The sequence below is a fragment of the Kitasatospora sp. NEAU-CNBT7 genome, from assembly GCF_057220535.1.
The window spans coordinates 129,204-151,574 of record NZ_JBXQQB010000019.1 but is presented as its reverse complement, the minus strand read 5'-3'; the positions used below and the strand labels follow the sequence as shown (position 1 = coordinate 151,574).

The 22,371-nt window shown below is 74.3% G+C and carries 13 protein-coding genes; 1 reads left to right on the top strand and 12 read right to left on the bottom strand.

Annotation, left to right across the window (positions count from 1 at the left end):
• Window positions 1–171 precede the first annotated feature (171 nt).
• From AC2TEW_RS24080 to AC2TEW_RS24070, 3 genes are all read right to left on the bottom strand, one after another.
• Entirely contained in the window at window positions 172–5,673 is a 5,502-nt protein-coding gene (locus AC2TEW_RS24080; RefSeq protein WP_484625417.1) for a non-ribosomal peptide synthetase, read from the bottom strand.
• The gene (locus AC2TEW_RS24075; RefSeq protein ID WP_484625416.1) at window positions 5,670–10,583 is read right to left on the bottom strand and encodes a non-ribosomal peptide synthetase; all 4,914 of its coding nucleotides are present in this window, start codon (window positions 10,581–10,583) and stop codon (window positions 5,670–5,672) included. Before AC2TEW_RS24075 ends, AC2TEW_RS24080 begins: the two co-directional genes overlap by 4 nt.
• Window positions 10,584–10,750: 167 nt before the next feature.
• A complete protein-coding gene (locus tag AC2TEW_RS24070) occupies window positions 10,751–10,888 on the bottom strand; it encodes a hypothetical protein (RefSeq protein WP_484625415.1) in 138 nt (45 codons plus the stop codon).
• A 242-nt stretch (window positions 10,889–11,130) separates the two neighbouring features.
• Here AC2TEW_RS24070 and paaI point away from each other — a divergent pair, with 242 nt between their 5' ends.
• Window positions 11,131–11,571: a hydroxyphenylacetyl-CoA thioesterase PaaI gene (paaI, locus tag AC2TEW_RS24065; RefSeq protein WP_484625432.1), complete on the top strand. Its 441-nt coding sequence runs from the start codon at window positions 11,131–11,133 to the stop codon at window positions 11,569–11,571.
• On the opposite strand, the gene AC2TEW_RS24060 is transcribed toward paaI, so the two are convergent.
• The 9 genes from AC2TEW_RS24060 to efeO form a co-directional block, all read right to left on the bottom strand.
• Complete coding sequence (locus AC2TEW_RS24060) at window positions 11,568–12,161, bottom strand: TIGR03086 family metal-binding protein (protein ID WP_484625414.1); 594 nt, start codon at window positions 12,159–12,161, stop codon at window positions 11,568–11,570. The genes paaI and AC2TEW_RS24060 overlap by 4 nt on opposite strands.
• A gap of 3 nt (window positions 12,162–12,164) precedes the next feature.
• Window positions 12,165–13,550 carry a KamA family radical SAM protein gene (locus AC2TEW_RS24055; RefSeq protein ID WP_484625413.1) on the bottom strand — a complete coding sequence of 462 codons (1,386 nt, stop codon included), beginning with the start codon at window positions 13,548–13,550 and terminating at the stop codon, window positions 12,165–12,167.
• A complete protein-coding gene (locus AC2TEW_RS24050) occupies window positions 13,547–15,223 on the bottom strand; it encodes a class I adenylate-forming enzyme family protein (protein WP_484625412.1) in 1,677 nt (558 codons plus the stop codon). The genes AC2TEW_RS24055 and AC2TEW_RS24050 overlap by 4 nt, the downstream gene beginning before the upstream one ends.
• Window positions 15,224–15,374: 151 nt before the next feature.
• Window positions 15,375–16,709 carry a flavin monoamine oxidase family protein gene (locus tag AC2TEW_RS24045; RefSeq protein WP_484625411.1) on the bottom strand — a complete coding sequence of 445 codons (1,335 nt, stop codon included), beginning with the start codon at window positions 16,707–16,709 and terminating at the stop codon, window positions 15,375–15,377.
• Window positions 16,706–16,927, bottom strand: a complete 222-nt coding sequence (locus AC2TEW_RS24040; protein WP_033821305.1) for an acyl carrier protein — start codon at window positions 16,925–16,927, stop codon at window positions 16,706–16,708. The genes AC2TEW_RS24045 and AC2TEW_RS24040 overlap by 4 nt, the downstream gene beginning before the upstream one ends.
• Window positions 16,917–18,536 carry an amino acid adenylation domain-containing protein gene (locus tag AC2TEW_RS24035; RefSeq protein ID WP_484625410.1) on the bottom strand — a complete coding sequence of 540 codons (1,620 nt, stop codon included), beginning with the start codon at window positions 18,534–18,536 and terminating at the stop codon, window positions 16,917–16,919. The genes AC2TEW_RS24040 and AC2TEW_RS24035 overlap by 11 nt, the downstream gene beginning before the upstream one ends.
• 239 nt (window positions 18,537–18,775) lie before the next feature.
• Window positions 18,776–19,618 carry an iron uptake transporter permease EfeU gene (gene efeU, locus AC2TEW_RS24030; RefSeq protein ID WP_484625409.1) on the bottom strand — a complete coding sequence of 281 codons (843 nt, stop codon included), beginning with the start codon at window positions 19,616–19,618 and terminating at the stop codon, window positions 18,776–18,778.
• 33 nt (window positions 19,619–19,651) lie between these two features.
• Window positions 19,652–20,950 (bottom strand): iron uptake transporter deferrochelatase/peroxidase subunit, encoded by a 1,299-nt coding sequence (efeB, locus tag AC2TEW_RS24025; RefSeq protein ID WP_484625408.1) that lies wholly within the window; start codon window positions 20,948–20,950, stop codon window positions 19,652–19,654.
• Between the two features lie 90 nt (window positions 20,951–21,040).
• On the bottom strand, window positions 21,041–22,177 hold the full coding sequence (gene efeO, locus AC2TEW_RS24020; protein ID WP_484625407.1) for an iron uptake system protein EfeO: 1,137 nt from the start codon (window positions 22,175–22,177) through the stop codon (window positions 21,041–21,043).
• Between the last annotated feature and the right edge of the window lie 194 nt (window positions 22,178–22,371).

Genomic DNA, 22,371 nt, shown 5'->3' with positions numbered 1-22,371 from the left:
GCCCGCGGAGGCGTCGGACGGGCCGGGCCGGCGGAACCGACGGCAGGTCAGGGCGGGCGGTGGGAGCCCGGACGGGGCCGGCGCCCGCTCGGGGGCCGGCCCCGGGTGCGGCCGGGGCCGCCGTCCGGCGCGAGGGCGGGACGGCGGCCCCGGGTGGGACCCGTCGGCCGGTCAGCCGCTCCGGCCGCCCGCCCCCGCCGGTACGGGCTCCGGCTCCGCCGCCGCCCGGGCGGGCACCGGCGCGGCCGCGGCGGCCGGGCCGCGGCGGGCGGCCTCCAGCAGGCGGTCCGCCTCGGCCTGGATGGCGTCCTTGTCGCCGATCTCCGGGTCCGGCACCGCGTCCGGCAGCAGGTCCTCGATCAGCCGGAGCGGCCGGTAGGCCAGGCCCAGCAGGCCCCAGACCGCGAGCGCGAGGCCGACCAGGACCATCAGCAGTCCCGCGCCGCGGCCGGGGCCGGTGCCGAGCACCGGGCCGAGCGAGTCGGCGAGGGCGCCGCCGGGCCGCATCAGCGGTTCGAAGACGTGGTCGGAGACCGGGCCGGCGGTGAGGAAGCCGAGCGGCATCATCGACATCGCCAGCATCTGGTTGGTGGCCAGCACCCGGCCCTGGAGCTCCATCCCGACCTTGGTCTGGATCAGCGCCATCCAGTGCGAGTTGAGGATCATCAGGGCGGCCCAGAGGACGAACAGGCCGCAGGCGACGACCACCGGCTGCGGGCGCAGTCCGGCCAGGACGGCGGCCACGCCGACCACCGAGGTGAAGCCGATCATGCCGACCGCCCGGCGCCGGGTGCCGCCCCACAGCGCCATCACCAGGGCGCCGGTCATCGCGCCGACGCCGCCGACGGCGGTCACCACGCCGAGCCGCACCGACGAGCCGAAGGCCAGCACCATCGGGGTGACCAGCACGGTGGCGACCGCGAAGAGGTAGTTGAACACCACGAAGAAGGCCACCATGGCGACCAGGCTGTGCCGTCGGACGATGTACCGCCAGCCGCTCACCACCTCGCGCAGCAGCGGCTCCTCGCGCTTCTCGAACATCGCGTCCGGGAAGCGCACCAGCAGCAGTGCGCTCACCCCGGTCAGGAAGGTGGCCATGTCGAACAGCACCACGCCGTGCAGGCCGATCAGCGAGACCAGCACGCCGCCGGCCAGGACCGCCATCATGTCCCCGGCGCCGGCGCCGAGTTGGGTGAGCCCGTTGGCCTGGCCGAGGTAGCGTTTGGGGACCAGCTGGGTGATCGCGGCCAGGTAGGCGGGGCGCTGGAAGGCGGTGCAGGCCGAGCCGAGGCAGGCGACCACGTACACGTGCCAGAGCTGGAGTCCGCCGGTCCACAGCAGGACGCCGAGCGAGAGCATGCCGGCCGCCGCGACGGTGTCGGTGACGATCATGATCTTGCGGCGGTCGGCCCGGTCCGCCACCGCGCCGGCGATCGGCAGCAGCAGCACCGCGGGCAGCACCGCCACCACCGAGATCATCGCGAAGTCGAAGGCGGAGCCGGTCCGTTGGTAGACCCAGACGCCGAGCGCGAAGGTGGACAGCGCGGTGCCGATCATCGACACGAACTGGCCGATCGCGACCTTGGCGAAGGTGCCCAGGTCGGGGCGGGCCGCCGCGGCGGCCGGCGGCCGCTGCTCCCGGGCCGGCGGCGCGTCCGTCCAGTCGGCCAGCACCCGGGCCAGTTCGGCCGCCTGGTGCTTGAGGAAGTAATGCCCGGCGCGCGGGATCACCGCCAGGCCGACCCGCTCGCCGAAGTGCTCCCACTCGGCGTACCGCTCCTGGTAGAGCAGGGTGGCGCGGTCCTTCTCGCCGACCACGCACAGGATCGGCGCCTCGATCGGGGCCGGGCGCTGCTCGCCGTACGCCCGGGTGTAGAAGTCCTCCGCCTGCCGTACGTCGTGGCGCAGCGCGCGGACCAGGAAGTCCTGTTCGGCCGCGTCGTAGACGTCGGTGAAGCCGCCCATCGCGCGCAGGAAGTCGAGGTAGGCGCGGTTGGAGAGCATCCGGTCGCCGGGCAGCCGCTTGGCCACCCACTCGGCGAACCGGCCGGGCAGCCGGGCGGCCGGGAAGGTGCCGCCGAGGACCACGCCGCGCAGGTCGCCGCCGGCCGCCTCCACCCGGGAGCCCAGTGCGGTGGCCAGCGCGCCGCCGAGGCAGTGGCCGTAGAGCAGCACCGGTCCGTCGATCTGCTCGGCGATCTGCCCGGCCAGCAGGTCGGCCAGGGTGTCGAGGTCGACCAGCGGGTCGTCCGGACGGCTCGGGTCGTGGCCGGGCAGTTCGACGGCGTACAGCCGGTGGCCGGCCGGCAGGGCGTCGGCCAGCGGCTGGAAGGTGACCGGGCTGCCGCCCCCGTACGGGACGCAGACCACCGTCAGGGTGGCCGGCGCGGCGGACCGGGTGAGCCGGTGCAGCAGGCTGCGCGGGCCGTCCTGGCCGGTGCCGGCGGCGCGGGCGTCGAGCAGGGCGGCGAGTTCGCGCACGGTGGGGTGCTGGAACAGGTCGATCACCGAGAGGCCGTCGCCCAGCAGGCGGACGGTGTGCACCGCGCTGAACGAGTCGCCGCCCAGGGCGAAGAAGTCGTCGTCGGCGGCGACCGCGTCGAGGCCCAGTACCTGGCGGTAGGCGCCGGCGACCCGGTGTTCGTTCTCGGTGGCGGGTTCGGCGCCGCCGGACGGCTGCTGGGCGGCGGCCGGTTCGGGCAGCGCGGCGCGGTCGACCTTGCCGTTGCCGGTGAGCGGGAGGGCGTCCAGCACCACGAGGGCGGCGGGCACCATGTAGTCGGGCAGCCGGGTGCGCAGCGCGGCCCGCAGTGCGGAGGGGTCGACCGGTCCGGCGGCGGGCACCACGTACCCGGCCAGGGTGCGGGCGGCGCCCTCGCCGCGGGTGACCACCACGGCTTCGCGGATCTCCGGGCGGGCCGTCAGTTCGGCCTCCACCTCGCCGGTCTCGACCCGGAAGCCGCGGATCTTGACCTGGTGGTCGGCCCGGCCGAGGAACTCGATCGCACCGTCGGGGCGGCGGCGGACCAGGTCGCCGGTGCGGTAGGCGCGGCCCTGCGGCAGCTCCGGGAAGCGTTCGGCGGTGAGGTCGGCCCGGCCGTGGTAGCCGCGGGCCACGCCCCCGCCGGTGACGTACAGTTCGCCGGGCACGCCGACCGGCACCGGGCGTCGCCGGGCGTCCAGCACATGCGCGCCGACGTTGCCGAACGGCCGGCCGAGCGGGGCGCTCGCGGCGTCGCCGAGCTCGGCGGGGACGGGCGCGCCGAGCATCGAGACGGTGGTCTCGGTCGGGCCGTAGTGGTTGTGCAGGGTCAGCCCGGGCCGGGCGGAGCGGATCCGGGCCACCAGGTCGGGGCGCAGCGGCTCCCCCGCGCAGATCAGCAGCCGGCCGGGTAGGACGTCGGCGAGCCGGTCGCCGTGCGCGGCGAGGCCCTCCAGGTGGCTGGGCACCAGCTTGACCGCGTCGATCGGGTGGGCGGCCAGGTAGGCGGCGAAGGCGTCCGGGTCGGTGGCCTGGTCGCGGGTGAGCAGGTGCAGGCAGCCGCCGGTGGTGAGCGCGGCGAACACGTTGGTGGTGCCGAGGTCGGCGGCGAAGGTGGAGACCAGCGCCCAGTTCCACGGGTCGGCGCCGGGCCCGAGGCCGATCCGCTCGCGCAGGCCGTGCAGGTAGTTGCGGTAGTTGCGGTGCTCGACGGCGACGGCCTTGGGCGCACCGGTGGAGCCGGAGGTGAAGAGCAGGTAGCACAGGTGCTCGGGGCGGACCTCGACAGCGGGCGGCCCGGCGGGCGCGGCGGGCGCGGCGTCGAGGCCGGGCAGCACGGCGGTGGGCGCCGCGCCGTCGATCCGGGCGGCCAGGTCGGCGGTGGTGACCACGGCGGCGGCGCCGGCGGTCTCCAGCAGGGCGCGGATCCGTCCGTCCGGGTAGAGCGGGTCCAGCGGCAGGTAGCCGCCGCCGGCCTTGAGGATGCCGAGCATGCCGACGACCAGGGCGGCGGAGCGTTCGGCGAACAGGCCGACCGGCCGGTCCGGGCCGACGCCGAGCGCCACCAGGCGGTGGGCCAGCTCGTCGGCGCGGGCGTCGAGTTCGGCGTAGCTGAGGACGCCGTCGGCGCCGCGGACGGCGGGTGCCTGCGGGGTGCGGCGGGCCTGTTCCTCGATCAGGCCGTGCAAGGTGCCGGTGAGGTCCCAGTCGCGCGCGGTGTCGTCCCAGGCGGTGAGCAGGCGCTGTTCGGCCGCGGTGAGCAGCGGCAGCCCGGCCAGCGGCCGGTCGGGGCCGGCGGCCATCGCGTCGAGCACGGTGGTCAGGTGGCCGAGGACGCGGCGGACGGTCTGCTCCTCGTAGAGCTCGCTGCGCCAGAGCAGGTCGCCGGTGAGTTCGGCGCCGGTGTCGACCACCACCAGCGACAGGTCGAACTTGGCGGTGCCGGTGCCGATGTCCAGCCACTCGACGTCGACGCCGGGCAGCGCGGGCCGGGCGGCGGCCTGGTTCTGCACGTTGAGCATGACCTGGAACAGCGGGGTGTGGGCGAGTTCGCGTTCCAGTCCGAGGGCGTCGATCAGCCGCTCGAAGGGCAGGTCCTGGCGGGCGAAGGCGCCGAGGGTGACGTCCTTGACCCGTTCCAGCAGTTCCCGGACGGTGGGGTCGCCGGACAGGTCGGTGCGCATCGCCAGGGTGTTGACGAAGCAGCCGACCAGCGGCTCGGTCTCGCTGCGGGTGCGGCCCGCGACCGGGCTGCCGACCACCACGTCCTCGGCGCCGGTGTAGCGGGACAGGACGGTCTGCAGCGCGGCCAGCAGCACCATGTAGACGGTGGTGCCGGTCTGTTCGGCGAGCGCCCGGATGCGGCGGGAGCGCTCGGCGCCGAGCTCGACGGCGATCCGCTCCCCGCGGGTGCCGGCCACGGCGGGCCGCGGCCGGTCGGCCGGCACGGTGACGGTCGCGGTGGCGCCGCGCAGCCGCTCCTGCCACCAGGTCTGCTGCCGGGCGAGCTCCTCGGTCTGCGCGGTCTGCTGCCAGTGCGCGACGTCGGCGTACTGGACGGGCAGGGCGGGCAGTTCGGGGGCGCGGCCGGCCAGCCGGGCGGCGTACGCCTGTGCCAGCTCGTCCCAGAGGACCCCGATGGACCAGCCGTCGGCGGCGATGTGGTGCACGACCAGGCTGAGCACCGAACCGTCCGGGGTGCGCAGCAGGGTGGCGCGCAGCGGCAGACCGGCCGCCAGGTCGAACGGGTGGGTGGCCTCGGCCGCCAGCCAGGCCTCGACCTCGGCGGCCGGCAGGTCGACGGTGGCGAGGGCGAAGCGTTCGGCGTCGTGGACCTCGGTCAGCACCTGGCCGTCGCGGGACGGGTAGCCGGTGCGCAGCACCTCGTGCCGGCGGACCACGTCGGTCAGTGCGGCGGCGAGCGCGGCCGGGTCGGGCTCTCCGGTGATCCGCAGGGTGAGCGGTATGTGGTAGGCGGCGCTGTCCGGTTCGTACTGCGCCAGGAACCACATCCGGCGCTGCGCGAAGGACAGCGGTGCGGCCGTCCCCGCCGGGCGCGGGGTGATGGCGCCGACGGCGGGCCCGGCGGCCCGGGCGCGGGCCTGGGCCAGGCGTCTGCGCAGCAGTTCCTGGCGGCCGGGGGGCGCGGCGGGTGCCGGGCCGGGTGCCCCGGTGGTCTCCTCGATGGTCATCGTGTCTCCCCCGTGTGTCCTGTGGTGCCGAGCTCGGCGTCGACCTCGCCGAGCAGGATGTCCTCGATCCGCCGGGCCAGCACGGTCAGCGTGCGGGCCTCGAAGACGGTGCGCAGCGGCAGGTCGATGCCGAGGATGTCGCGGACCCGGGCGACCAGCCGGGTGGCGAGCAGCGAGTGGCCGCCGAGGGCGAAGAAGTCGTCGCCGCGGGCGACCGTGTCCACCCCGAGGACCTCCTGCCAGAGTTCGGCGAGCAGTTCCTCGCACTCGCCCTCGGGGGGCGCCCCCGCGCCGCCGAACTCCGGGTCGGGCAGCGCGGCGCGGTCGATCTTCCCGGACGGGGTGGTCGGCAGGGCGTCCAGCACCATCACGACGGCGGGCACCAGGTGGTCGGGCAGCCGGGTGGCGAGGTCGGCGCGCAGCTGCTCGCCGGTGCGGCCGTCGGTGACGGCGTGCGCGACCAGGACCGGCCCGGCGCCCGACTCCCGGAGGGTCACCGCCGCGTCGGCGACCCCGGGCAGGCCGGTCAGCTGGGCCTCGATCTCGCCGAGCTCGATCCGGAAGCCGCGCAGCTTGACCTGCCGGTCGGCCCGGCCGTGGTAGTCCAGCCGGCCGTCGCGGCGGCGGCAGGCGAGGTCTCCGGTGCGGTACATCAGGGCGCCGGCGGGGCCGCCGGGCTCGGGGACGAACCGGTCGGCGGTCAGCTCGGGGCGGCCGTGGTAGCCGAGTGCCACCCCGGCGCCGGCGATGCACAGCTCGCCGAGGCCGTTGACGGGGACCGGCCGGCCGGCCGCGTCCAGCAGGTGCAGCCGGGTGTTGTCGATCGGCTCGCCGAGCGGCATCACCCCGCCGCGGGCGGCGAGTTCGGCGTCGATCCGCTGGGCGGTCGACCAGACGGTGGTCTCGGTCGGGCCGTACAGGTTCCACAGTTCGCGCGAGCGCCGGACCAGGGCCCGGGCGAGGTCGGCGGTGAGCGCCTCGCCGCCGCACAGCGCGAGCAGGCCGGCCCGGCCGGGCCAGTCGGCCTCCAGCAGCAGCCGCCAGGTGGCGGGGGTGGCCTGCAGCACCGTCACGCCGCGGCGCTCCAGCCAGGCCGCCAGGGCGTGGCCGTCGGTGGCGGTCGCCCGGTCGGCGATCTCCACCCGGGCGCCGGTGACCAGGGGCAGCCACAGCTCGAGGCCGGCGATGTCGAAGGTGACGGTGGTGACCGCGGCGACCACGTCCCGGGCCGAGACGCCGGGTTCGCGGGCCATCGAGCGCAGGAAGTTGACGATCGCCCGGTGCGGGACCGACACGCCCTTGGGGGTGCCGGTGGAGCCCGAGGTGTAGAGCAGGTAGGCGGGGTCCTCGGGGCCGGCGGCGGGCACGGCGGCGCCGGGGGCGTCCGGGGCGCCGGGGGCATCGGCGTCCTCGTCGCCGTCCACCAGGACCAGGCCGTCCCGGCCGGCGAACAGTTCCTCGTCCGCGCCCGCCCGTTCGCCGACCAGCAGCAGCGCGCCGGAGTCGGCGAGCACCGCCCGGTTGCGGGCCACCGGCTGGTCGGGGTCGAGCGGCAGGTAGGCCGCGCCGCTGCGCAGGACGCCGAGCAGGGCGAGCGGCAGGGCCCGGCCGCGCCGGACGGCGACCGCGACCAGGGTGCCGGGCCGGGCGCCGCGGGCCCGCAGCAGCCGGGCCAGCCGGTCGGCGGCGGTGTCGAGTTCGGCGTAGCTGAGTTCTCCGTCGGCGGCCGAGACGGCTGTCGCGTCCGGGGTGCGGGCGGCCTGGGCGGCGACCAGCTGCGGCAGGGTGTCGGCCGCCGGCTCCCGCTCGGCGCCGCGGGCGGTGGTGGCCGTGCGCTCCGCCTCGGTGAGCAGGGCGAGTTCGGCGATCGGCCGGTCGGGTTCGGCGACGGCGTGGGCGACCAGGGTGAGCAGGTGGTCGACGGCGGCCAGCACGGAGGCCTCGTCGTAGCGGCCGGTGCGGTACTCGGCGGACAGCAGCGGTCCGTCGGCGGGGAACTCCAGGAACAGCGACAGGTCGCTCTTGGCCGTGCCGTTGCACACCTCGGCGACGAAGTCGAGCCGCAGGTCGTCGAGTTCGGCGACGGCGGCGGGGTGGTTCTGCACCGCGAGCATGATCTGGCCGAACGGGGTGGCGGTCACCCCGCGCGGCGCCCCGGCGTACCGGACCTGTTCGCCGGCCGGGTGGCCGCAGTGGTCGGCGGCGTCCAGCACCACCGGCCGCACCGTGCGGACCAGTTCGCGGAAGGTGTCGGTGCCGCGGACGTCGAGGCGCAGCGCCACGGTGTTGGTCAACGGGCCGAGCACCTGCTCCAGTTCGGGCAGCGGCCGGACCGCGAACGGGGTGAGCACCGCCACGTCGGTGCGCCCGGTGTAGCGGTGCACGACGGCGCCGAGCGCGGCCAGCAGCGTCATGTACAGGCTGGCGCCCTCCTCGGCGCCCCAGCGCTCGACGGTGCGCAGCAGGGCGGGGTCGAGGCGGCGGGCGGTGCGCAGGCCGGTCAGGTCGTGCGGATCGGGGTGCGGGCGGTCGCCGGGCAGGTGCTGGTCGGTGTCGAGTCCGGCGAGGCGGCCGGCCCAGCGTTCGGCCTCGGGGCGGCCCGCCTCGATGACCTGCCACTGCCAGCGGGCCACGTCGGAGAGCTGGAGTTCCGGGTCGCGGGCCTCGCCGCGGTAGGCGCGGCCGAGTTCGTCCAGCAGGACGCCGTTGGCCCAGCCGTCGATGGCGGCGTGGTGCACGGTGATCAGCAGTTCGTGGTGGCGTTCGCCGATCCGCAGGGCCGCGGCGCGCAGCATCCGGCCCTGGGCGAGGTCGATCGGGCGGGCGGCCTCGGCGCGCAGCGCGGTGTCGATCCGGTCCTCGTCGGCGCCGGGCAGGTCGAGCACCGGGACGTCCACCGGGTAGGCGGGGCGGACCTCGGCGGTGAGCTGCTCGCCGTGGCCGGTCAGGGCGGTGCGCAGGACCTCGTGGCGCCGTACCAGTTCGGTCAGGGCCCGGCCGAGCCGCTGCGGGTCGAGGGCGCCGGTGGCGCGGATCCGCAGCGGGACGTTGTAGACGGCGGTGCCGGGCGCCATCGCCTCGTGCAGCCACAGTTCGCGCTGGAAGGAGGTGGCGAGGGCGGGCAGTGCGGGTTCGCGGCGGGGCGGTTCGACCGCCGGGCCGGTGGCGGCGCCCTGGGCGGTCCGGACGGCGAGCGCGGCGACGGTCGGGGCGGCGAAGAACTCGCCGAGCGGCACCCGGACGCCGTACTCGCGCTCGATCCGGGCGAGGACCGACAGGGCGAGCAGCGAGTGGCCGCCGAGGTCGAGGAAGACGTCGTGGACGCCGACCTGCGGCACGCCGAGCACGGAGCTCCACAGTTCGGCGATCCGGGTCTCGGCCGGGTTCCTGGGGGCCACGTAGACGTCGCTCGCGGTGCGGGTGCGGGCGGCGAGCGGCATCGCCCGGCGGTCGGCCTTGCCGTTGGGGGTGAGCGGGAAGCGCTCCAGCACCTCGACGGCGGCGGGCACCATGTAGCCGGGCAGGGCGGCGGCGCAGCGCTCGCGCAGGGCGGCGACGGTGGGGCGGGCGCCCTGGTCGGGCTGGACGAAGGCGGCGAGGTAGTCGCCGGCCTCGTCGCGCTGGACCACGGCGACGGCGGCCTGGACGCCGGGGTGGCCGGACAGCACGGCCTCGATCTCGGCGAGTTCGACCCGGAAGCCGCGGACCTTGACCTGGTGGTCGGTGCGGCCGTGGGTCTCGAGGTTGCCGTCGGGCCGCAGCCGGACCAGGTCGCCGGTGCGGTAGTGGCGCTCGCCGTGGAGGGTGACGAAGCTCTGCTCGGTGAGGTCGGGGCGGCCGTGGTAGCCGCGGGCCAGGCCGTCGCCGGCCAGGTAGAGCTCGCCGACGGTGCCGGCCGGGACGGGCCGGCGGTGCTCGTCGAGGATGAGCCCGGTGGTGCCGGGCAGGAAGTGTCCGAGCAGCGGTTCGAAGTCCTGGTCGCGGCCGACCAGCCACCAGGTGGAGTAGACGGTGTCCTCGGTCGGTCCGTACAGGTTGTACAGCCGCTCGACCTGCGGCTGGGCGTAGACCTGGTCGGCGAGCCGGCGGGACATCGGTTCCCCGGCGGTGTTCACCACCCGGACGCCGGGGGGCAGGCCGCGGCCGCCGCGCAGCAGCGCGCCCATCGCGCTGGGCACGGTGTTGACCAGGGTCACCGCGTCGCGGGCGGGCAGTTCGGGCAGCGCGAGGACGTTCTGGGCGAGGATGACCGTGCCGCCGACGGACAGCGGCAGGAAGATCTCGTACACCGAGAGGTCGAAGCAGATCGAGGTGCCGAACAGCACCCCGGCGACGTCCTCGGGGCCGAGCAGTCCGGCGGCCCAGCGCAGCAGGGCGTTGACGCCGTGCTGGGTGACGGCGACGCCCTTGGGGCGGCCGGTGGAGCCGGAGGTGTACAGCACGTTGGCCAGCGCGCCCGGCCCGGCGGGCGGGAAGGCGGGCGGTTCCCCGGCGGGGCGGGGGTCCTCGAGGTGGAGCAGTTTGGCCCCGGCGCCGGCCAGCAGGTGTTCGTGGGCGTGGTCGGTGATCACCACGGGGGCCTGTGCGTCGCCGATCACCAGCTCCAGCCGGTCGCGCGGGTAGGCCGGGTCCAGTGGCACGTAGGCGCCGCCGGCCCGCAGCACCGCCAGTACGGCGGCCACCAGGCCGGGGGTGCGGGGCAGGCAGACGCCGACCAGGGTGCCGGAGGTCACCCCGGCGCCGGCCAGGGCGGCGGCCAGCTCCTGCACCTCGGACCAGAGTTCGCGGTAGGTGCGGCGGTGGTCGCCGTCGACCAGTGCGGTGCGGTCGGGGGTGCGACGGACCTGCGCTTCCACCAAGTCGGCCAGCGACATGGCCGGGTCAAGCGAAGGAAGTCCGATCGAACTCATCAACTCTCCTGGGGTGTGGCCCTGTTGCGGCTTGTGGCCGGATTCCGGGCGGTGCGCCATGGGAGATGGTGGGGTAAAGAGGTGAAGATGACCAGTACATTGCCGACACCTGTTCGATATGCCGGAAAGGTCACCCGGCTCAGCGGTTCAAAATGACGTGTGCACGGCTATTTCTCTGACGCAGCGTCAATCTCCGCATACTCGCGGTCCTTCGCCAGCGACTCGGTGAGCCTGGTCAGCAGGTGGCGCAGGCTCGCGGCGTCCTGCTCGGCGGACTGTTCGGATGAAGGGTTCGTCTGGGACATGGGCGAAGGCTAGGGGCCCACTCTCAACGGCCGATAAACGGGCCGGGTCGAGTTCTGGCATGGACCTTACATTTCCTCCATCGGTCCACGACCGGACTGACGAATCGTCCATTCCCTTATCGGATATCGGAGTTACCGGCACGGTCGTTGACACCGGCCCGATCCGGCCGGTCTAATGCGGTCGTGCCGCCGACCGGCCCCGACCCCGGAGCGGCCCGATCCCAGGGGAAGCGCAGGTGGCCATGGACGAGGACGGCGATCCGCTCGCCCTGAGCATCTCCCGGGCCAAGGCGCTGTACGACCAGGACCCGACCTGCCGGTCGCTCGGCATCTCGCTCGGCGACGTCGGCCCCGGCCGCGCCGCGGTCCGGCTGCGGCTGACCGCCGCGATGGTGAACGGACACGGGATCGCGCACGGCGGCTTCCTGTTCCTGCTGGCCGACGCCGCGTTCTCGTTCGCCTGCAACACCCACGGCCCGGTCACCGTCGCCCAGGGCGCCCAGGTGACCTTCCTGCAGCCAGCCGCCGCCGGCGACGAACTGACCGCCGAGGCCGTCGAGCGCACCCGGGTCGGCCGGCACGGCGTCTACGACGTCACCGTCCGCAAGGCCGACGGCACGGTGGTGGCCGAGTTCCGCGGCCAGAGCACCATGCTCTCCGGCCGGCCCCGGACCGCCGGCTAGTCCTGCACCGGCCGGCGCGCCGAACGCCCCAGCGCGGCGAGCAGGCGCTCCAGCGGCGGCTCGGTGTCCGGGACGGGCAGGGCCGGACGGAACCCGGCGCCGGGACGCAGCCGGCGCGGGGTGTCCGGGACCTCCCGCTCGGCGATCACCGCGACCTCCGCGACCAGCTCCGGCTCGAAGTCGACCGGCACACCGATCGCCACCGCCACGTCCCAGCTGTGCACCAGGTAGTCCAGCAGGTGGTACGAGACCGCCTGCCGGGCCGGAAAGGTCCGGGCGTCGTTGATCCGCGGAAGCCAGAACCGCCCGTCCAGCACCCCCGGCGCACCGAACGCCTCCACCACCCGCTTCGCCGAGGCCCGGTAGTCGGCCGCCGGCCCGGCCCCGGTCGCCCGGTACTCCCAGGCGCCGCGGTCCTCCCGCTCCCCGTCGGCCGCCGCCGCGAAGCCCAGGTTCTCGGCCGTCATGTGCTCCACCAGCTGCCGCACGTCCCAGTCGGCGCAGGGCGTGGGCAGCGCCCACTGCCCCTCCCGGATCCGGTCGACCGCCGCCACGCTGTGCCGCATCGCCAGCCGGTGGAGTTCGAGCATCGTTCAGGCCTTCCTGCCGGGCCGCTCCGTCCACCAGCGGCGGCCGGACGCGGGGAGGGTGGGGATCGGGTCGTAGCTCGGGTACCTGCGCCCCAGGACGTCGGACGCCGCCTCGGCGGCCCGGGCCTCGGGCTCGGTGCGGTAGTTCTTGGTCCAGTACGAGATACCGCGCTCACGGTCGTACGCGACGGCCTGGTGCACCCAGCGCTTGCCCACGTGCGGCACGTCGTTGACGATCCGGGGGGTGGCATACCCCGGCAGGTAGCCCATGATGCCCTCCTGGAGCCGCTGCGCCTCGTGGAGCGCGATCCGCCAGTGCTCGGCGTTGGGGATCATGTCGCACAGGTAGAAGTAGTACGGCAGGATGCCGGCCTCGCCCTGGAGCGCGAGGCACAGGTCCAGCAGGTCGTCCACCGAGGCGTTCACCCCGCGCATCAGCACGCCCTGGTTGCGGACGTCCCGCACGCCCGCGTCGAGCATCGCCCGGGCCGCCTCGGCCACCAGCGGGGTCACCGACTGCACGTGGTTGGCGTGGGTGTGCACGGCGAGGTTGACCGCCCGGCGGGCGGCGACCGCCGCCACCCTGGCCATCCCCTCGGTCACCTCGGGCTGCAGCCAGTGCTGCGGCAGCCCGACCAGCGCCTTGGTGGCGAGCCGGATGTCCCGGACCGAGGACAGCTCCAGCAGCCGCATCAGGAAGCTCTCCAACTGCCGCCAGGGCACGTTGGCGACGTCACCGCCGGACACCACCACGTCCCGGACGTGCGGCATCCGTTTGAGGTAGTCGAGCATCTGCTCCTGCCGGTCGGCCGGCCGCAGCACCAGCCGGGCCTTGGTGACCTGCGGGGTCGAGTTGCCGACCAGGTCCATCCGGGTGCAGTGCCCGCAGTACTGCGGGCAGGTGGAGACCAGTTCGGCCAGCACCTTGGTGGGGTAGCGGTGGGTGAGGCCCTCCACCACCCACATCTCGGCCTCGTGCAGCGAGTCGCGCTCGGCGAGCGGGTGGCTGGGCCACCGCGGGTCGCGGTCGCAGCGCACCGGCAGCAGGTAGCGCCGCACCGGGTCGGCCAGGAACGCCTCGGTGAACTCGGCCGGCCGCAGCGCCGCCGCGGGCGCCATGGTGTTCAGCATCTGCGGCGGCACCAGCATCGACATGGTCGCGAACTGCTCCCGGTCCGCGGCCAGTTCCTGGTAGAAGCGGTCGGTCAGCAGGCCGCCCACGACGGCCCGCAGCTGCGCCGGGGTCTTGACGCAGTGCGCCCGCTGCCACTGGGCGTCGCGCCACTGCGCCGCGGTCACCTCGCGCCAGCCCGGCAGCCGACGCCAGTCCGGTTCGATCAGCGGGGTCCGGACGTACCGGTACGGCTGCCGGGCGGTGTGCTCGTTCATCGGTCGGGGCTGTCCGGAGCGCCGGTGAACAGCGTCGCGAAGCGGGTGCGCAGTTCGCGCTTGAGCACCTTGCCGGTCGGCCCGAGCGGGAAGTCCGCGCCGTCCCGGGCGATGCTGACCGCGGCGAGGGCGGGCAGCCCGGCCACCCCGAGCGCCTTGTCGGCGGCCTCGTGCACGGTCCGCTCGTCCGCCCCGGCCGCCGCGGCCTGCAGCCGGACCACCGCGATCGGCACCTGGCCCCGGCCGTCCGGGCCGGGCACGCCCACCACCGAGCAGTCCTGGACCAGTTCGGCGCAGTCGGCGAGCAGCACCTCCTCGACCGGGAGGCTGTAGAGCGGGCCGTCGGCGGTGTCGATGACGTCGACCGTCCGGTCCAGGTGGTAGAACCGGCCGTCGGCGTCGCGCCGGGCCACGTCCCCGGTCAGCCAGTAGCCGGCCAGCTCGAAACTGCTGGTCAGCCGCGGGTTGTTCCAGTAGCCGGGGGTACGCGACGGGGTCACCACCCCGAGCAGGCCGACCTCGCCGTCGGGGAGTTCGGTGCCGTCGCCGGAGAGCACCGCGGCCTTCAGCACCACCTCCAGCGGCCGGCCGACGCAGCGGTCGTCGCGCTCCGTCTCCGGCGAGGTGACCTGCCCGAACAGGGCCATGCCCATCTCCGAGGAGCCCAGCCCGTCGATGAACTGCGAGCCGGGAAGCGCCGGTTGCTCATCCCGCTGCTGCGGCAGCAGCCAGGGCTTGATCAGTCCGGCCGGCCGCTCGCCGAGCGTCACCAGCCGGCGGATGTGCCCGTAGTGGGCGCTGTCGCCGGTGTTGAACCAGGAGTGCACCTTGGCGGCGCCGGCCACCGGCAGCTCCCCGGTGGCCAGTTCGACGAAGGTCCGCGGGAAGGAGGCGACCATGGTCGGCAGGAACGCCTCCATCACCGGCTCGACGACGCTGCGCCGCCAGTCCCCCATCACCACGGTCGGCAGGCCCAGCAGGGTCGCGGTCAGGAAGTAGCTCAGACCGCCCGCGTGGGTGTGCGGCATCAGCGACATCAGCCGGTCGTAGGGCTCCGCCGGGAAGCGCTCCATCCGGGGCTGCTTGCCGTCCCAGAACTGCCGGTGCGCCAGCATGGTGGACTTGGGGGTGCCGGTGGTGCCGGAGGAGTGGATCAGCGCCACCACGTCCTCGGCGGCGTGCCGGTACGGGTACTCCTCGGGCAGCGCCGCGGACTCCGCGTCGAAGGCCTGCACCTCGGCGGTGAGCGCGATGAACCGCGGCCGGCGCTGCGGGTCGGCGCGGTAGGCGGCGGCCAGCCGGGTCGGGTCGTCGGCGACGATGCCGACCACCCCGACGTGGTCGAGGTAGCGGACCATGATGTCCGGCCGCATCGCGTCGTTGACCAGGGCGGGCACGGCGCCCAGTGCGGTGAGCGCGAGGAAGTGCAGCAGCGGCTCCAGTCCCTCGGCGACCACGATGCCGACCGGCTCGCCGGGGCGCACGCCGTTGGCCCGGTACCACCTGGCGTAGCGGTCCCGCAGCGCGGCCAGGTCGAGCAGGCTGTGGCCGCGCAGCACCACCTGGCCGCGGTGGTCGGTGTGGTGGCTGTAGGCGAACGGCACGGCCCGGTTGGGGTTGAGCGCGAGGGCGTGGTCCAGGAAGTTCCCGGCACCCAGGGTGGGTTCCGTCATCAGCTGCCGGCGCACCTCGAGCGGTGCCACGGGGCTGGTTTCGAGCATCATGATCTCCCAACAGTGCTGTTGCTGAACGGAGTTCGGTGCTGAGCGAAGGTCGGTGCTGAACCAAGGTCGGTGCAGAACGAAAGTCGGTGCCGAATGGGCGTCAGAGCTGGTGCAGGTCCGGGTAGCGGTCCAGGAGTTCGGCCGCCACCCGGTGGCCGGAGCGGACCGCGCCCTCCATCAGGCCGAAGAACTCGGTGCTGGTCTCGGTACCCGCCCAGTGCACCCGCCCGTGCGGGGCGGCCAGCCGCGGCCCGAGCGCGGTCCAGTCGCCGGGACCGAGCAGCGCGGCGTAACACCCGCGGCTGTACTCCTCGTTGACCCAGTCGGTGATGTGGCAGGCGAGCGGCTCGGGCAGCTGCGGGAACAGCCGGCCGGCCTGGGCGAGCGCGGCGGCGCGCTGCCCGGCGGGCCCGAGCGCGGCGAAGCGATGGGCCTCGGCCCCGGTGACGAATCCGGTGAGCACCCCGGGCCCGCCCTCGGGCGGGGTGTCGTCCACGGTGGACAGCAGCGGGCCCTCGGCGTTGACCGACCAGCCGGACAGACCGTGCTCCCGCCAGTACGGCCGCTCGTACACCAGCTGGACCTTGACCGCGCAGCCGCGCGCGGTGCGGTCGGTGCTGCGCCGGGCGGCCGGGTCCCGGATGATCCCGTCGGCGAGCAGCGGAGGCAGCGCGACGACCGCGGCGGCGGCCCGGGTGGACCCGCCGGCGGAGTGGACGGTGACCCCGTCGGCGTCCTGGTGGACCGCCCGGACCGGGTCGGACAGCCGCAGCCGGCCGCCGAGCCGCCGGGCGAGCCGTTCGCACAGCTGGTGCGCGCCGCCGGCCACCCGGTCCTGCTGGGCGCCGCCCTCGAAGGCGTTGAGGTAACGGGTGCCGCCGCCGGAGCGCAGGTAGAAGGCCAGGTGCAGGACGGAGATGTCGGCCGGGTCGGCGGCCATCATCTCGCCGAGGAACAGCGGGAAGAACAGCCGGGCGTCCGGGTGGGTGAGGTGGCGGTCGGCCCACTCGGCGGCGGTGAGCGCGTCCAGCCGCTCGGCGTCCGGGGTCAGCCAGGGGGCGTCGGTGCGGACGGTGGCGGTCACCTCGTCCAGCAGGTCGAACATGCCGCCGAGGGCGACCGCGTTGAGCGGCGGGAACCGGCCGGCGCTGGTGCCGTCCGCGGCCGGGCCGAGCGCGAACCTGCTGTGGCCGGCCATCTCGGTCGGCGCGGTCTTCAGGCCGTGCTCCGCGAGCAGGCCGTGCAGTTCGGTGTGCCGGTCGCCCAGGTACGCGGCGCCCGCGTCGACCCAGCTGCCGGGCGCGACCTCGAGGCCGCGGGTGCGGCCGCCGACCCGGTCGCGGGCCTCCAGCACGGTGACCCGGACCCCGGCCCGCGCCAGGTCCACCGCGGCGGTGAGCCCCGCGAGGCCGGCGCCGACGACGATCACGCTCACCGGGCCGCCCCCGCGACCTTCGCCGCCAGCGACTCGGGGGTGGGCGCGGCCAGGAAGTCCTCGAAGGTCAGCTCGACCCCGCTCTCCCGGGCGACCGCACTCAGGACCCGGGTGGCGATCAGCGAGTCGCCGCCGAGGTCGAAGAAATCGCAGTGCGGGGTGATCCCGTCGGTCTCCAGCACCCGCCGGAAGATGGCGGTCACCGTGTCAACGCCCATCCTTGCCCTCCTCCTCTCCAGCAGCGGCACCCTGCCGTCGCTGCGTCAACTCCGTTTCTACGGGCGGCCCTTCGTACTGCCGGTGGGTGCCGGCCCGGTCGAGCTTGCCGCTGGCGGTGCGGGCGAGCCGCTCCACCAGGGCGATCCGCCCCGGCACCAGGTGGCCGGGCACCCGGGCCGCCAGGTGGCGGCGCAGGCCGGCCGCGAGCGTGGCGGTGTCGGCGCCCGGGGCGGGCACCACGTACGCCACCAGGGCGGTCCGGCCGGCCAGTCGGGCGCCGGTGACGGCGGCGCCGGCCACCTGGGGGTGGGCGGTGAGGTGGGCCTCGACCTCGGCGGGGTCGACCCGGATCCCGCGGATCTTCAGTTCGCCGTCCAGCCGCCCGCGGTGGAGCAGGACGCCGCCGGGCGCCCGTTCGACCCGGTCGCCGGTGCGGAACCAGCGGTCCTCCCCGCTGCCGAACCGGGCCTCGGTGGCCTGCGGCAGGCCGCGGTAGCCGAGCGCCAGCGCGGGGCCACCGATCATCAACTCGCCCTCCGCGCCGATCCGTTCGAGGACGTGCGGGAGCGGCAGGCCGATCGGCACCCGGTCGCCCGGCCGCCACGGCCGGCCGAGGGCCAGGGCGCGCGGGCCGTGCAGGTCGACGGCGTGGGTGATCAGGGTGGTCTCGGTGGATCCGTAGGTGTTGACCAGCCGGACGTCGCCGGTGGCCAGCGCGCACCAGTCGGCCAGCCGGGCCGGGTCGGCCGCCTCGCCGCCGATCACCACCAGCCGCACCGAGGGCGGCAGGGCCGCGCGGTCCTCGGTGAGGTGGCGGACCAGTTCGTGCCAGTAGGCGGTCGGCAGGTCGAGGACGGTGATCCGCTCGCGCTCCACCATCCGCAGCAGGCGCGGGAACGAGCCGCTGTGGGCCTCGTCGTCGAGGACCAGCGCGGCGCCCGCGGTGAGCGTCGGCAGGATCTCCTCGAAGCAGGTGTCCCAGTTGAGCGAGGCGAACTGCAGCACGCGGTCGGCCGGGCCCAGGTCGAACAGCTCGCGCAGCGCGCCGACCACGGTGGTGATCGCCCCGCGCGGGGTGACCACCGGCTTGGGGTCACCGGTGGAGCCGGAGGTGAAGAGGATGTAGGCGGGGGCCTGCGGGCCGTCCGGCTCGTCGGGGACGTCGGTGCCGCGGGGGGTCAGCAGGTCACTGAAGTCGACCGGCTCGACGCCCGATTTCCCGTGCGGAACCGTTTCTGCATCGATCACGCGGTGACAGCCCGCGGCCGCCACCATGGCCCGCTGCCGGGCGGCCGGGAAAGCCGGGTCGACCGGGCAGTATGTGCCGCCCGCGGCCAGCACCCCGAGCAGCTCGGCGACCACCCCGGGAGAACGTGAAGTTCGGACACCAACCACGCCCGGTCCGGCCCCCAGGCGCAATGCCGCCCGCTGGACCAGCCCGTCGAGCTGAAGGTAGCTCAACGGACGGCCATTGTGAACGACCGCGGTACGGTCGGCATGACTCTCGACAATTTGCGTGAACGCGTCAATTAGATCCGGGGTGACCGGACCGACGCCAGGAGTCCCTAAAATGACCGCTCTCCCCTGCTGATCCGCCGAACGCGCCATTGCGTTCTCGGCAATTCAGGGGGACTGTACCGGCGGGGAGGGGTGGCCACAACGGGTTGAATGTTGCCAATCTTTCACGTCAATTCACTTGCCCCGCACCGCAGTCGGGCCAATTCGGAACCGCGCGCACGCAAAGTCTGACACTGCGTCATCCGGCCAGGTCACCACCGCGGCCGGACAGCACGGCGCCCCGCCCCCGACGGTCCGGGAGCGGGGCGCTGGGCGCTGGGGCGGGTGGCTCAGGCCGGGCTGCCGCCGGCCTTCGCCGGGGCGACCGGGCGGGCGCCGCCGCTCGGCCGCAGGAAGAACAGCAGGGTGGGCACCAGGTACGCCACCCAGACCACCGTCTGGGCCACCGACGGGTCGGGCTGGAAGTTGAACACGCCCTTGAGCAGGGTGCCGTACCAGCTGTCCTTCGGGACGGTGGAGCTGATGTCGAAGGCCATGTCGTGCAGGCCGGGCAGCCAGCCGGCCTCCTGCAGGTCGTGGACGCCGTAGGCGAGCACACCGGCGGCGACCACCACCAGCATCGCGCCGGTCCAGGTGAAGAACTTGGCCAGGTTGATCTTCAGCGCGCCGCGGTAGAACAGCCAGCCCAGCACCACGGCGGTGAGCAGACCGAGGACGGCACCGACCAGCGGCCGCACCCCGTCACCGGTGGCGGCCACCGCCGTCCAGATGAACAGCGCGGTCTCCAGCCCCTCCCGGCCGACCGCCAGGAAGGCGGTGGTGACCAGGGCGAAGGTGCCCATCGCCAGCGCCGCGTCCAGCTTGCCGTGCAGCTCGGCCTTCAGATGCCGGGCGGTGCGGCGCATCCAGAACACCATCCAGGTGACCAGGCCCACGGCGATGATCGACAGCGAACCGCCGAGCGCCTCCTGGGCCTCGAAGGACATCTGGGTGGAGCCGTACTGCAGCACCGCGCCGAACGCCATGCTGATCAGCACGGCGGCCGCGATGCCGGCCCAGACCGGCGCCAGCCGGTCCCGGCGGCCGGTCTTGACCAGGTAGGCGATCAGGATGCAGACGACGAGGCTGGCTTCCAGGCCCTCGCGCAGGCCGATCAGGTAGTTGCCGAACACGGCGGTCTCCTCAGGGGGTTGTACGGGGCGGGGTCAGCCGAACAGGGCCTGGCCCCACCACTCGCCGGGCTTGCGGATGCCGGGCGGGCAGGCGAAGTGCGCCGAGCCGACGTGCTGGATGTACTCGTTCAGCTTGTCGGACGCGGCGAGCCGCTGCTGCAGCGGCACGAACGCCTTGCGGGTGTCGCGCTGGTACGCCAGGAAGAACAGGCCCGCCTCCAGCCGGCCCAGACCGTCGGTGCCGTCCGTGAAGGAGAAGCCGCGGCGCAGGATCATCAGGCCGTCGTTGGAGTCCGGGTGGGCCAGGCGCACGTGCGAGTCCTCGGGCATCGCCTTCAGGTCCGGGGTGTCCCGCTCCTGCTGCTTGCCGAACGGCGCGCCCTCGCGCTTGGTGCGGCCGAACACGCCCTCCTGCTCGCCGAGCGAGGTGCGGTCCCAGGTCTCGATGTGCATCCGGATCCGGCGGGCCACCAGGTACGAGCCGCCGGTGAGCCACTCGGGGCCCTCGCCCGGCGCGACCCAGACGTGCTTGTCCAGCGCGTCGGCGTCGGTGCCGGAGATGTTGTGGGTGCCGTCCTTGAACCCCATCAGGTTGCGCGGGGTCTGCGCCTCCGGGGTGGTGGAGGAGGTCTTGCCGAACCCCAGCTGCGACCACCGCACGTTGACCACGCCCATGCCGATCCGGGCCAGGTTGCGGATCGCGTGCACCGCGACCTGCGGGTCGTCCGCACAGGCCTGGACGCAGAGGTCGCCGCCGGAACGGGCCGGGTCGAGGTTGTCGTGCGGGAACTTCGGCAGGTCGATCAGCGCCTCGGGCCGCTTGGCCTTCAGCCCGAAGCGGTCGACGCCGTCCTTCTCGAACAGCGTCGGGCCGAACCCGACCGTCAGCGTCAGCCGGGACGACGGCAGACCGAGCGCCTCGCCGGTGTCGTCCGGCGGCGCCTCGGCCAGACCGCTGGCGCCGGTACCGACCTCACGGCCGCCGGTCATCGCCGCGGCCGCCTTGGTCCACTCCTTGAGCATCTTGACCAGGGCGTCCCGGTTGGTGGTGACCACGTCGAAGGTCGCGAAGTGCAGCCGGTCCTGCACCGGGGTGGCGATCCCGGACTGGTGGTCGCCGTAGAACGGGATCTCACCGCCGGCCGCGGCCGGTGCGGGCTCCTCGCGCAGGGTGGCGGCGGCGACCGAACCGGCGGCCGCGGCGCCGAGCGCCACACCGGCACCGGCCCAGCCGATGACGGCGCGTCGGCTGACCGCGCCCCGGGGCTCGGCGCCGAGGGTGGCGGGCTGCTCGGGTCCGGGAGTGGCGGCGCTGGGGGTCTCAGCGTTCATAACCGGGGTCCTTCGTGGGGTTCGGCGGGGACACAGCTGCCGTGACGGCCGTTTCGGCCGCCACGGCAGGGGTGGCGATGGTGGCGCGGATCAGCTGACGACGACGGCCGCGGCGAGCTTGGACAGCGGCTCGGCCAGCGCGTTCACCGAGTCGGCGAAGGTCTTCCGCTCGGCCTCGGTGACCTTGTCGTACGAGGTGTAGGCGTCGCCCTGCTTGTACTTGGCGAGCAGGGTCTGGATGGCGGCGAACTCGCTGTCCAGGGTCTTGGCCAGCTCGGCGTCCTTCTCGGCGGCGACCGGCTTCAGCAGGTCGTACGCCTTCTTCGCGCCCTCGACGTTGGCCGCGAAGTCGGACAGGTCGGTGTGGCTGTAGCGGTCCTCCTCACCGGTGACCTTGCCGGTGGCGACCTCGTCCAGCAGCTCCTTGGCGCCGTTGGCCATGCTGGTGGCGGTGATCTCCGCCTGCGGGATCTTCTTCTGCCAGTCGGTCAGGTCGGCGACCAGCTGGTCGGCGAGCTTCTTGTCGGCGTCGGTGATCGCGTTGTCGGCCCAGAGGGACTTCTCCAGCTTGTGCCAGCCGGTCCACTCCTGGCCCGGCTCCAGGCCGTCCTCGCGGGTGTCGGTCTTCGGGTCGACGTCACCGAAGCTCTCGGCGACCGGCTCGGTGCGCTCCCAGCCCACCCGGGAGGGGGCGAACAGCGACTTGGCCTTCTCGATGTCCCCGGCCTTGACCGCCTCGGCGAACTGCGTGACCACCGGGATGGTCGCGTCGGCCTGCTCCTGGGCGTACGTGTGGTAGGCGGTCACCGCGTCCTGCAGGCGGGTGTCGGCCTTGGCCTGGCCGCCGTCGCCGGTCACGGTGATCTTCTGGCGGATGCCGTCACCGGTCATGCCGGGCTTGCAGGCGATCTCGTAGCTGCCGGGCTTGATCTCGGCGGAGATCTCCACCTTGGTGCCCGGGCCGATGTTCTCGCGCTCGGTGACGATCTTGTCGCCGGCGGCGTAGACGTAGACCTCGGTGGCCTTGCTGCCCTTGTTCTGGACGGCCAGCTTGACCTGGCCGCCCGCGAAGGTGGTCTTCGACACCTCGCAGGCCGTGTCGGAGGCGTTCACCTGGACGGCGTCCGCCGAGGAGGCGTCGTCCTTCTTGGAGCAGCCGGCCAGAGCGGCTCCGACCACGGCGATGGAGAGCAGTGTGGCTGCGGCGGAACGGCGACGGGCGGACATGTGAACTCCACGGGCGAGGGTGTACAGAAAGATGACAGGTACAGGGCAGCAAAAAGGACGACCGGGCAGATGCGCGACCCCCCGGTCGTCCAGTTAGCTGAGGCATACCTTAGATAGCCCCCGGCGGGCCGTCCACATCGCCCCCCGCCCGGCCCGAGGGTTTTACCAATTCGTGGCCGTCCGCCGACCCGGGT

Bases quoted from the DNA above. Each gene is read 5' to 3' on its own strand.
- AC2TEW_RS24050 (WP_484625412.1), bottom strand. From the start codon at position 15,223: ATGACGGAACCCACCCTGGGTGCCGGGAACTTCCTGGACCACGCCCTC.
- efeO (WP_484625407.1), bottom strand. From the start codon at position 22,177: ATGTCCGCCCGTCGCCGTTCCGCCGCAGCCACACTGCTCTCCATCGCC.
- AC2TEW_RS24070 (WP_484625415.1), bottom strand. From the start codon at position 10,888: ATGTCCCAGACGAACCCTTCATCCGAACAGTCCGCCGAGCAGGACGCC.
- AC2TEW_RS24075 (WP_484625416.1), bottom strand. From the start codon at position 10,583: ATGAGTTCGATCGGACTTCCTTCGCTTGACCCGGCCATGTCGCTGGCC.
- AC2TEW_RS24060 (WP_484625414.1), bottom strand. From the start codon at position 12,161: ATGCTCGAACTCCACCGGCTGGCGATGCGGCACAGCGTGGCGGCGGTC.
- AC2TEW_RS24040 (WP_033821305.1), bottom strand. From the start codon at position 16,927: ATGGGCGTTGACACGGTGACCGCCATCTTCCGGCGGGTGCTGGAGACC.
- AC2TEW_RS24080 (WP_484625417.1), bottom strand. From the start codon at position 5,673: ATGACCATCGAGGAGACCACCGGGGCACCCGGCCCGGCACCCGCCGCG.
- efeB (WP_484625408.1), bottom strand. From the start codon at position 20,950: ATGAACGCTGAGACCCCCAGCGCCGCCACTCCCGGACCCGAGCAGCCC.
- AC2TEW_RS24035 (WP_484625410.1), bottom strand. From the start codon at position 18,536: ATGGCGCGTTCGGCGGATCAGCAGGGGAGAGCGGTCATTTTAGGGACT.
- AC2TEW_RS24055 (WP_484625413.1), bottom strand. From the start codon at position 13,550: ATGAACGAGCACACCGCCCGGCAGCCGTACCGGTACGTCCGGACCCCG.
- paaI (WP_484625432.1), top strand. From the start codon at position 11,131: ATGGACGAGGACGGCGATCCGCTCGCCCTGAGCATCTCCCGGGCCAAG.